A 7549-nucleotide genomic window follows, 5' to 3' on the forward strand; every position below is an offset into this window, starting at 1 on the left:
TCCACGTCTCCGACTCGTCCCCGGCCTTCGACCTGCACCACCCGACGTCGCGGAGCCGGACCGCCGGCGGAACGCCCGGGAGCCGCTGCGTCGGCGGCGGGGCGCCCTTGCCTCGTACGTCGACGAAGTACGCCCCGGAGTACGCCGCGAGGTGCGTCCCGGAGTACGCCCCCGAACCCTCGTCCTGAGCCGTTCGGCGCCGCCTGCCGCTCGCTAGGATGATGCCGCGCCCCGTCGGCCGGGGCGCGGCATCCGGAGGGAGTGGGCCGTCATGGCAGACGAGAGGCACGCCCCGGCGTCCGGGGACGCGCCGACCCGACGACGCGGCCAGGGCGAGCTGGAGGCGCAGGTGCTGGCGGTGCTCCAGCGGGCGCCCGGTCCGGCCAGCGCCGGGTGGGTCCAGGAACGCCTGGAGGGCGACCTGGCGTACACCACGGTGATGACCATCCTGTCCCGGCTGCACGCCAAGAACGCCGTCTCCCGGAGCCGTTCCGGCCGTTCCTACCTCTGGCAGGCCTCCTCCGACGCCGCCGGGCTGGCCGCGCTGCGGATGCGCCGGATGCTCGACGGCGAGGCGGACCGGGACGCCGTCCTGGCCAGCTTCGTCAGCGCGCTGCTGCCGCACGACGAGGAACTGCTGAGGGCGCTGCTCGACGCCGCGTCCGCCGATCCGGCAGCGGCCGACCGTGAGAGCTGACCCGTGGGCTTCTTCGTCTTCCTCCCGCTCATCCTGCCGCTGACCGCGGTGCCGATCGCCCGCCTGACCGAGCAGCACCTGCACCCGCGCGGCGCGTCCCGGCTGATGACGGTGATCAGTGCGGTGATGGCGGTGTGCAGCGTGCTCTGCCTCGGGCTGATCGGGGTGGTGGGCACCGCGCAGATCCCCGGCAATCCGCTGCCGGACAGCTGGTCCGACCCGGAGGTGCGGGCCGCGCTGCCGTACCACGAGACGGTCGGCACGGCCGCGATGTGGCTGCTGGTGCTGGTGGGCTTCGCCTGCGCCCGGACGGTCGTGCGGCACCTGCGGATCCGGGGCCGGGCCCGGCGGGCGCTGGCCGGGCTGCCCGGGGGCCCCGCCGGGGCCGGCGACCTCGCGGTGCTGCCGGACCGCAGCCCGTACGCGTACGCGCTGCCGGGCTCGCCGGGCCGGGTGGTGGTCTCCACCGGGATGCTGGCCGGGCTGGCCGAGGACGAGCGCGAGGCGCTGCTCGCGCACGAGCGGGCGCACCTGCGCCACCGGCACCACCGCTACCTGCTGACCACCCAGCTCGCCGCCTGCGTCAACCCCTTCCTGCGGCCGCTCCAGGACGCGGTGGCGTTCGCCGCGGAGCGCTGGGCGGACGAGGAGTCGGCCCAGGCGGTGGGCGACCGCCGGATCACCGCCAGGGCGGTGGCCCGGGCGGCCCTGGTCTCGCACGCCGCTCCGGCGCCCGGCTTCGCGGCCTTCGCCGCCCCGGCCGCCGCGCCCGGTCCGGTGCCGCGCCGGGTGGCCGCACTGCTCGGCCCGGTGCCGACCGCCCGCAACTGGCCGCCGGCCAAGACCCCGGCGGGCCTGGCGGCGATGGTCGCGGCGGTCGGCACGGCGGCCTCGGCGCTGTGCGCGCTCAACGCCGCGGTGGCCCTGCTGGTGGTGCTCAAGGCCGTCACGCCGCTGTAGCGGCAGCCGAGGTCAGTCGCCGATCCGGACGATCATCTTGCCGGTGTTGGCGCCCGTCAGCACGCCGAGGAAGGCCTCCACCACGCGGTCGAAGCCGTCCACGATCGTCTCGTCCGGGACGACGGCGCCGGAGCGCAGGTGCGGGACGAGGAAGTCGTAGAGCTCGGGGCGGGCGTCCAGGTTGTTGCGGACCAGGAAGCCCTCCAGCCGCAGGCTCCGGCCGACCACGTCGTAGAGGTTGCGCGGCGCGGGCGGCGGGTCCAGCGGGGTGTTGTACTGGGCGACGGCGCCGCACCAGGCGATCCGGCCGTAGTCGCGCATCACGTCGATGGCGGCCTCCAGGTGCTCGCCGCCGACGTTGTCGAGGTAGACGTGCAGCCCGTCCGGGGCGGCCTCGCGCAGCCGGTCGGCGATCGGGCCGTCGTGGTAGTCGAAGGCGGCGTCGAAACCGACGTGCTCGGTGAGGTGGGCGGCCTTGGCGGCGGAACCGGTGCTGCCGATGATCCGTCCGGCGCCGAGCAACCGGGCGATCCGGCCGGCGGCGGTGCCGACGCCGCCGGCCGCGGCCGAGATGAAGATGGTCTCGTCGGCCTGGAGCCGGGCGACGCGGGTCAGGCCGACCCAGGCGGACAGTCCGGTGCCGCCGAGGATCGACAGGTGGGCGCTGAGCGGGACGCCCTCGAAGTCGGGCAGCACGTTCGCGCCGTCGGCCGTCACGATCGAGTGGGTGCGCCAGGCCTGCCGGTGGAAGACGATGGCGCCGACCGGCAGCGCGTCGGCCCGGGACTCCACCACCCGGCCGATGGTGCGTCCCTCCAGCGGGCCGTGCAGCTCCCAGCCGTCCTCGTTCATCAGCTCGCGCATGTACGGGTCGACGGACTGGTAGACGTTCTCGACGAGGGCCTCGCCGGCGGCGATGGATGGGCGGCTTCCATGAGCGGCTTCGATGGATGCCGGTAGATTCGGGCGCATGACGGATCTCGCCCCGCACGAGTTGCGCGTCCTGGTCGCCGTGGAGGAGGAGCGGAGCTTCACCGCGGCCGCCGTGCGCCTGGACACTACCCAGTCCGCCGTCTCGCACACCGTGCGCGCCTGCGAACGGAAGCTCGGCGCGGTGCTCTTCGACCGCGGGCGCCACGGCGCACGCCCCACCGAGGCCGGCGCGCGGGCGGTGGCGTACGCCCGTCGGATCCTGCGGCTGCTGGCCGCGATGGGCCCCGAGGTGCGCGGGCCGGGCACGGCGGGGCCGGTGACCGGCACGCTGCGGATCGCCGCGTTCCGCAGCGCCGCCGCCCACCTGCTGCCGCCCGTCCTGGCCAGGCTCGCCGCCCGGCACCCCGGGCTCACCCCGCACGTGCGGATCGTCCGGGAGCTCGGCCGGGGAACCGCCGGGGAGGTCGCCGACGGGCGCGCCGACCTCGGGCTGGCCACCCTGGACGCCGGCGGCCCGCCGGCCGTCCCCGGCCTGGTCGCGGTGCGGCTGTACCGGGAGACGTACGGGCTGGCGCACCCGCAGGACCACCCGGCGCCGCGCGGGCTGCCGCTGGTCGACTGGCAGGAGAACTGCGACTCCTACACCCGGGACTGGTGGCGGCGGCAGGACTGGCTCCCGCCCGCGACCGTCGACGTGGAGGACGACACGATGGCCCTCGCCCTGGTCTCCCAGGGCCTCGGCATGGCGATCATGCCCCGCACGGCGCTGCTCGGCGCCCCGCCCGGACTGGCCGTCACCGACCTCGGCCCGCACCCGCCCAGCCGCTTCGTCGGGTACGTCACCACCCCGGAGCTGGCCGGGACGGCACCCGTCCGGGCGCTGATCCGTGAGCTGCGCGAGCTGCCGCTGCCCGAGGGGCTGGCAGCGGCCTAACTCGCGCGGTCGAGCCCGTCGACGCTCTCGCGGAGTTTGCGGAACTCGGCGGCCAGCGCGTCCAGCGTGTAGTGGGCGTTGAGCCCGCTCGGGTTGGGCAGCACCCACACCTCGGTCTCGCCGATGCCCTCCGGCTGGCGCCCGATCGCCGCCTGCCGCCGCCCGAAGGCCGTCCGGTACGCGCCGACGCCGAGTACGGCCAGGACCCGCGGGCGTAGTCGCAGCACGCGTTCGCGCAGCGCCGCGCCGCCCGCGCGCAGCTCCTCGGCGGTGAGCTCGTCCGCCTTGGCGGTGGTGCGCGGGGCGACGTTGGTGATGCCCAGTCCGAGCGCGGGCAGCTCGCCCTGCTCGTCCGGGCGGTACTGGCGTTCGGTGAAGCCGGAGCGGTGCAGGGCCGGCCAGAAGCGGTTGCCGGGGCGGGCGAAGTGGTGCCCGGTGGCACCGGACCACAGGCCCGGGTTGATGCCGCAGAACAGCACCCGCAGCCCGGGCCCGGTGATGTCCGGGATGGTGGTGTCCTGGGCGGCCCGCAGCTGCTCGGGCGTCGGCTTCGTTGGCTTCGTTGGCTTCGTTGGCTTCGCGGCCGGGACCGGTGGGATCGGCGGATGTGAGGTCACGCCGCCAAGTCTGCCTCCGCCGTCTGCTGCGCCGTCCGCCGCACCGTCCGGCGGTTGCGCAGGTAGCGCAGGCCGAAGACCACCACGGCCGCGTACGTCCAGCCGGCGAAGATGTCCACGATGAAGTGCTCGGCGCCGTAGACCAGGGTGAACGCCATCGCGAGCGGATAGGCGACCAGCAGCGCCCGCAGCCACGGCCGGGCGGTCGGCCAGAAGAAGAACAGCAGCATCGCCGGGTAGGCGGAGTGCAGCGAGGGCATCGCGGCGACGTCGTTGGCGAACTGACTGCCGTTCTCCAGCAGCGAGTCGGCCTGCGGCACCCCGGCGGCGGAGACGACCTCCCAGACCACCCGGCTAAGGTGCGGCAGGTTGCCCTCCTGGGAGACCAGCCACGGCGGGTCGGCCGGGTAGAGCAGGTAGGTCGCGAAGCCGGCGAAGGTGAGCGCCAGGTAGGCGGCGAGCAGCTGCCGGAAGCGCTGGTGGGCGCGCCGCCAGAGGATCGCCAGCAGGACGAAGACCACGAGGAAGTGCGAGAGGTAGACGACCATCGCCGCGTAGTCGTACCAGTGCGGCGAGCCGGGGGTGTAGAGCGCGTGCTGGAGCCGTACCGTCCAGGTCTCGCCGAAGCCGAGCACCTCGTCGGCGCGCAGTTGCGGCAGCCAGTGCGGGGCCCACGGGGTGTGTGCGCCGTAGCCGCGCAGCAGCGAGTACACCCAGACCACGGCCATCACCGGGACCCAGTCGCGCAGCACCAGCGCGAAGCCGCGCCAGCCGTGTCCGCTGTGCACGGCCGCGGTCAGCAGTGCACCGATCAGCCACAGGAACACCACGTCGTTGGCGAAGGCCAGGCCCTGGGTGTGCAGGAACCAGCCGAACGCGGTGAGGTAGAGCGGCCAGGCCAGCAGCCGGAGTCTGGCCAGCCCGGTGCGGCGGGGGCGGTCGGTCACGGGTCGCAGTCGGCCGGCCGGCGCCGGGGTCGGCGGGGCCGGGCTGAGCAGCTTGGTCATGCTCACCGAAACTACCAACGCAAACTTGGAGGACTCTGGGTGAACCATGACCGGCCCGTAAGAAAGGCGCGCAGGCGGGTCAGGGTTGTGAGGACGGGGTGACGCATCGGACGGCTCATCAGGAGACGATGCCCAGCTCGTGCGGGGTGTTGTTGAAGCGTCGGCCCCCGGTCGGGGTGACGGTGACGATGTCCTCGATCCGCACTCCGAACCGGCCGGGCAGGTAGATGCCGGGCTCGATCGAGAAGCACATGCCGGGCACCAGCGGCCGCTCCTCGCCCTCGACCAGGTACGGCGGCTCGTGCGTGGTGGTGCCGATGCCGTGGCCGGTGCGGTGGATGAAGTACTCGCCGTAGCCGGCCTCGGTGATCACCCGTCGGGCGATCCGGTCGATCTCCTGGCAGCTCACCCCCGGGCGGACCGCCTCGAAGGCGGTCTGCTGGGCGAGCCGGACGACGTCGTGCACCTTCCGCACCTCGGCCGGGACGTCCGGGCCGACGTGCACGGTGCGGGTGGTGTCCGAGCCGTAGCCGTCCTTGAGGCCGCCGAAGTCCAGCACCACGGTGTCGCCGGGCCGGATGACCCGGTCCCCGGCCTCGTGGTGCGGGTTGGCGCCGTTGGGGCCGGAGCCGACCACGGTGAAGTCGACCTGGCTGTGCCCGTACTGGATGAGCAGCGCGCCGAGGTCGGCGGCCACGTCGGTCTCCCGGCGGCCGGCGAAGGCGACCTCCAGGATGCTCCGGTAGGCGGCGTCCGCGGCGCCACCGGCCGCGGCCAGCCGCTCCAGCTCCTCGGTGTCCTTGACCGCGCGCAGCATCGGCAGGGTCTCGGTGAGAGAGGTGAACGCGGCGCCGGGCAGCGCGGACTGGAGGCCGAGCAGGTGCATCGCCCAGGCGTTGTCGGAGACGCCGTACCGCCCGGCCGGGTCGAACAGCGGGCTGACGGCGGCGTACGGATCCTCGCCGTCGGACCAGTCGAGCAGCTCGACGGCCGGGGCGCCGACCGCCTTCTCGGCGTCGGGGCGCTCCAACTTGGGGACCACCAGGGCGGGTCGGCGCCCGGCGGCGAGGACGAGGGCGGTGAGCCGCTCGGTGATCGCGGTGGGCGTGTAGCCGCACAGGTACGCCAGGTCGGGGCCGGGGGCGATGACCAGGCCGGCCAGCCCGGCGGCGGTCGCGTCGGCGGCGGCCCGGGCCATCCGGGCGGCGTGGTCCTCGACGGTGAAGGGACGGGGCACGGTGCTTCCTCCTCGTGGTCCGGACGGGCTTCGCGACAACTCCATCACGTGGGCAGCTCCATCAGGTGGGCAACTCCATCACATGGGCAACTCCATCACGTGCGGCCCGAGTTGGCGAAGTGCCGGAGGAAGAGCGCCTCGACGTGGGCCATCCGCCGGAGCTCCTCCGGGTCGACGCTCTCGTTCGGCGCGTGGATCAGACAGCGCGGCTCCTCGACGCCGATCAGGAGGATCTCCGCCTCGGGGAAGGTGGTGGCGAGGACGTTGCAGAGCGGGATCGAGCCGCCCTGGCCGAGGAAGGACATCGGCGTGCCGTACACCTCCCGCATCGCCAGGTCGAGCGCCGTGTACGCGGGCCCGGTGGTGCCCGCCCGGAACGGCTCGCCGGCGCTCTGCCGCTCGACCTCCACCCGCACGCCCCAGGGGGCGGCGGCCTCCAGGTGCCCGACCAGCGCGTCCTGGGCGGCGCGGGCCTCGGTGCCGGGCGGTACCCGCAGGCTCACCCGGGCCCGGGCGGTGGCCGGGACGGCGGCGGCCGAGCCGACCACGGGCGGACAGTCGATGCCGAGGACGGTGACGGCCGGGCGGGCCCAGAGCCGGTCGGCGACGGTGCCGGAGCCGGTCAGCCGGACGCCGTCCGGGACTCCGGCGTCGGTCCGGAACCGGGTCTCGTCGTACCCGGCGCCGCTCCAGGTGCCGGTGCAGTCCAGGCCGTCGATCCGGGTTCCGCCGCCGGCGTCGCGCAGCGAGTCGAGCATCCGGATCAGCGCGGCGAGGGCGTCCGGGGCGGGGCCGCCGAACATGCCGGAGTGCACGTCGCCGTGGAGCGCCCGGACGCTGACCACCACGGTGGTGACCCCGCGCAGCGAAGTGGTGGCGGTGGGGACGTCGGCGGCGGCGTTGCCGGTGTCGGCGATCAGCAGGGCGTCCGCGTGCAACTCGCCCGCGTGCGGGGGCACGTACGCCGCCAGGCCGCCGGTGCCCTGCTCCTCGGAGCCCTCGACCACCAGCTTGACGCCGACCGGGAGGTCGTCGCCGAGCGCCCGCAGCGCGGTGAGGTGCATGACGATGTTGCCCTTGCAGTCAGCGGCGCCGCGCCCGTACCAGCGGCCGTCGCGCTCGGTGAGCTCGAACGGCGGGGAGGTCCAGGCGGCGTCGTCGAGC

At 74.7% G+C, this 7549-nt stretch carries 9 protein-coding genes; 4 read left to right on the forward strand and 5 right to left on the reverse strand.

Features of this window, described 5'->3' with window-relative positions; translation table 11 throughout:
* The 3 genes from J0670_RS24200 to J0670_RS24210 form a co-directional block, all read left to right on the forward strand.
* A partial coding sequence (locus J0670_RS24200; RefSeq protein WP_207813762.1) for a hypothetical protein occupies nucleotides 1–188 on the forward strand: 188 nt, incomplete at its 5' end.
* 83 nt (nucleotides 189–271) lie between these two features.
* Nucleotides 272–697: a BlaI/MecI/CopY family transcriptional regulator gene (locus J0670_RS24205; protein ID WP_207813763.1), complete on the forward strand. Its 426-nt coding sequence runs from the start codon at nucleotides 272–274 to the stop codon at nucleotides 695–697.
* Between the two features lie 3 nt (nucleotides 698–700).
* Nucleotides 701–1657, forward strand: a complete 957-nt coding sequence (locus J0670_RS24210) for a M48 family metalloprotease (RefSeq protein WP_207813764.1) — start codon at nucleotides 701–703, stop codon at nucleotides 1655–1657.
* A gap of 12 nt (nucleotides 1658–1669) precedes the next feature.
* Here J0670_RS24210 and J0670_RS24215 read toward each other — a convergent pair whose 3' ends face one another.
* Nucleotides 1670–2629 carry an NADP-dependent oxidoreductase gene (locus J0670_RS24215; RefSeq protein WP_207813765.1) on the reverse strand — a complete coding sequence of 320 codons (960 nt, stop codon included), beginning with the start codon at nucleotides 2627–2629 and terminating at the stop codon, nucleotides 1670–1672.
* Here J0670_RS24215 and J0670_RS24220 point away from each other — a divergent pair.
* A complete protein-coding gene (locus J0670_RS24220; RefSeq protein WP_207813766.1) occupies nucleotides 2628–3524 on the forward strand; it encodes a LysR family transcriptional regulator in 897 nt (298 codons plus the stop codon). The two genes, J0670_RS24215 and J0670_RS24220, sit on opposite strands and share 2 nt — an antisense overlap.
* On the opposite strand, the gene mug is transcribed toward J0670_RS24220, so the two are convergent.
* From mug to J0670_RS24240, 4 genes are all read right to left on the reverse strand, one after another.
* Nucleotides 3521–4123 (reverse strand): G/U mismatch-specific DNA glycosylase, encoded by a 603-nt coding sequence (gene mug / locus J0670_RS24225; protein ID WP_207813770.1) that lies wholly within the window; start codon nucleotides 4121–4123, stop codon nucleotides 3521–3523. The two genes, J0670_RS24220 and mug, sit on opposite strands and share 4 nt — an antisense overlap.
* Before the next feature lie 14 nt (nucleotides 4124–4137).
* Nucleotides 4138–5148, reverse strand: a complete 1011-nt coding sequence (locus J0670_RS24230) for a phosphatase PAP2 family protein (protein WP_207813767.1) — start codon at nucleotides 5146–5148, stop codon at nucleotides 4138–4140.
* A gap of 118 nt (nucleotides 5149–5266) precedes the next feature.
* Nucleotides 5267–6430: an aminopeptidase P family protein gene (locus J0670_RS24235; protein WP_207813768.1), complete on the reverse strand. Its 1164-nt coding sequence runs from the start codon at nucleotides 6428–6430 to the stop codon at nucleotides 5267–5269.
* A gap of 50 nt (nucleotides 6431–6480) precedes the next feature.
* Nucleotides 6481–7549 (reverse strand): M20/M25/M40 family metallo-hydrolase (locus tag J0670_RS24240; RefSeq protein ID WP_207813769.1); only part of this gene is annotated, 1069 nt, incomplete at its 5' end.

This window comes from Streptomyces sp. FH025 (assembly GCF_017427025.1).
GTDB lineage: Bacteria > Actinomycetota > Actinomycetes > Streptomycetales > Streptomycetaceae > Kitasatospora.

What these genes read in the sequence shown, in the direction of transcription:
- J0670_RS24235 (WP_207813768.1), bottom strand. Translation starts at nt 6,430, where the DNA reads ATGGAGTTGTCGCGAAGCCCGTCCGGACCACGAGGAGGAAGCACCGTG.
- J0670_RS24205 (WP_207813763.1), top strand. Translation starts at nt 272, where the DNA reads ATGGCAGACGAGAGGCACGCCCCGGCGTCCGGGGACGCGCCGACCCGA.
- J0670_RS24230 (WP_207813767.1), bottom strand. Translation starts at nt 5,148, where the DNA reads ATGACCAAGCTGCTCAGCCCGGCCCCGCCGACCCCGGCGCCGGCCGGC.
- J0670_RS24215 (WP_207813765.1), bottom strand. Translation starts at nt 2,629, where the DNA reads ATGCGCCCGAATCTACCGGCATCCATCGAAGCCGCTCATGGAAGCCGC.
- J0670_RS24220 (WP_207813766.1), top strand. Translation starts at nt 2,628, where the DNA reads ATGACGGATCTCGCCCCGCACGAGTTGCGCGTCCTGGTCGCCGTGGAG.